At 70.9% G+C, this 2237-nt stretch carries 2 protein-coding genes; both read right to left on the bottom strand.

Annotated elements, in window-relative coordinates; all coding sequences use genetic code 11:
- Positions 1-469 precede the first annotated feature (469 nt).
- Positions 470-1222 (bottom strand): DUF427 domain-containing protein, encoded by a 753-nt coding sequence (locus tag WA805_RS14910; protein ID WP_425242617.1) that lies wholly within the window; start codon positions 1220-1222, stop codon positions 470-472.
- A 10-nt stretch (positions 1223-1232) separates the two neighbouring features.
- Positions 1233-2237, bottom strand: a 1005-nt coding sequence (locus WA805_RS14905; protein ID WP_425242616.1) for a hypothetical protein, incomplete at its 5' end; no start/stop codon positions are given.

The following is a 2237-nucleotide window of genomic DNA, read 5'->3' as shown; positions in this document are numbered from 1 at the left end:
CCCCGGGTCATGCGGCGCTGACCTTCAACTCGGTGGTGACCACTGAACCGGTGAACTGACCGCACAGCCGCACAGTCTCAGGCCGGCCACCGGCCTGAGACTGTGCCGCTGAACCGATCCAGCCTGCTGCTCGTGAACACAAAGCGGTTGGCTTACGCGAGGCGCACGTACCGGGGAGGCGCTGCTGGTACGGGATGCTTGGAGGGTGAAAAGCTCGGCGCAGGTTGTCCCGGCGGCCAGCAGCTCATCGTGCGTCCCCGACTCGACGACGTACCCCTCGTTCAGCACGTAGATCCGATGATGTTCTCCGCGGTCGCCGCGCGGCGGTGACGCGCACGCGGTGGTGTCGGCCGCCGTGTGGCTCACGCCGTTGCTCACCAACCCGGATGTCGTGGCGGGCTGCGCCGTGCCTCCGGGCCGTTCCTGAGCGATTCCTCGACGATGTCGCCTGGCCGCTGCGCTGAACGGCTCAGCTGAACGGGGTGCGGGGGCGGTCCTGGAGTTCGCCGTCGATGTAGAGGTCGACCTTCTCGTTGTAGAAGCAGGCGAGGCCCGCGACCTTCTGGCTTTCCGGTAGCGGGGTCCGGTAGATCCACACCAGGTCAGGGTGCACGCCGTGGCCGGTGTCCACCGACCAGTAGGCCGCCGTGCCCTTGTACGGGCAGTGGGACTGGGTCGCCGACGGGGCGAGCAGTTCCGTGCGGACGTCCGGGAGCGGCAGGTAGTAGCGAGGCGGCAGGCCAGTCTCGAACAGGATGTGCGGCCGGGTCGAGTCGGCGACCGTGACCCCGTCCACTTCCACGCGGACCTGCCGGGAACTCGCCAGGATGTCCACCCGCTTGTACGGGTCTCTCGGATGCGTGTAGACCGGCTCGTCCTCCTCGAGCCACTCGTCCATCGCGGCCCAGTCGAAACGGACCAGGTCCCGCAGCTCCTCGAGCGGGGAGTCCGGGTACCGCTTGGCGGCGCTCTCCGCTGCGGCGCCGTCCACCCGCACGTCGAAGAGCCGCGCTGTGCCGCGGCTGGGCGAGTGCTCAACCTTTTCGACGGGCTTAAGGTCCGCCACCACGTCCGCCAGCGGGATGTAGTACGCCGGGTAGTAGGGGATTTCCCAGACGAGGAAGGGGCGGCGGGTGTCGGCGACAAGGCGCCCCGCCAGGTAACAGCGAACCCGTTTCGGACCCTGCTCCACACGGACCGCGCCGCGCGCGTGCTCGTTCATGCCGCTCACGCTACCCGCAGGCCGCCGGGACCGGAACTGTGCGGATCGCGGATCCGCTGCTGGCGGGCACCGAGTAGTAGATCAGGCCGCCCGTGACCGCCATCAGGTAGTCCTGGCCCAGGTCGGGCAGCGGAAGCGTCGCGCGCCTGCGTCCCGTCGCCGGGTCGGCGCAGTAGTTCTGCGCGGGGTCCGCAGCCTGGTTCCTGACCCACAGCACCCCGCCCCAGACGTCGGCGTGCAGGCCGTTGCTGCCGTTGATCTGGGTGCGCGCCTGGGGGGTCATCGACAAGGCGGAGAAGCGCTCGATGTAGCCGAGCATCCCGGTGGGTTCGGACACCCAGGCGCCCGCGGCGGACACGCCGCCGCCGATCAGCGGGGCGATCACGCCGAGCATGGGATGGGACGCCAGCAGCGCCCCGGTCACGGGGTCCCGGCGCTGGATCGTGCCGTCTCCGCTGTCCGCCTCGCTCACGATCAGCGTGCCGCCGTCGGGGCTCCCGCCGATGTCGGAGGTGTCGGCGCCGGGCAGCGGGATCGTGAGTTCCGCTGCCACGGTCGCCGGGGACACCCGGACGAGCTCGTCCGATCCGTCCACCCAGATCGAGCCGCCCGCGTAGGCGATGTGGCTCTGCTCGGCACCGCTGTTCACCGGGGCTATCGTCAGCTCGCCGGTCACCATGAGCGTGCGGGGGTCGAGCCGGAGCAGCATGGCGTGGCCGGAGAACGAGCCGGTCAGCCACAGTGACCCCGCGGCGGCCAGGGGAGCGCCGATGGCACCGGGGCTGAACGTGTTCGTCGCGACGATCGCGCCGGTCGCGGCGTCGACGCGGGCCAGCTCCATCCACGGCGGATCCTGCCGTGCGGGCGACAGGGACCGGCGCAAGTACAGGCTGCCTCCGGTGACGGTCAGGCCGGGGTTGGTGAACACCCGGCCGACGATGCCGCCGGCGGGAATGCCCGGGGAGGCCGGCGCCGGGGGAGCGGCGGGGCTCGCCACGGAGGCGAGGGTTCTCGC

Origin of the sequence: Trebonia sp. (genome assembly GCF_049794275.1) — a bacterium.
Classification (GTDB): domain Bacteria; phylum Actinomycetota; class Actinomycetes; order Streptosporangiales; family Streptosporangiaceae; genus Trebonia.
This window is presented reverse-complemented; position numbering and strand designations above follow the sequence as displayed.

Excerpts from the sequence above, each read along its gene's own strand:
- WA805_RS14910 (WP_425242617.1), bottom strand. The coding sequence starts at position 1,222 with ATGAACGAGCACGCGCGCGGCGCGGTCCGTGTGGAGCAGGGTCCGAAA.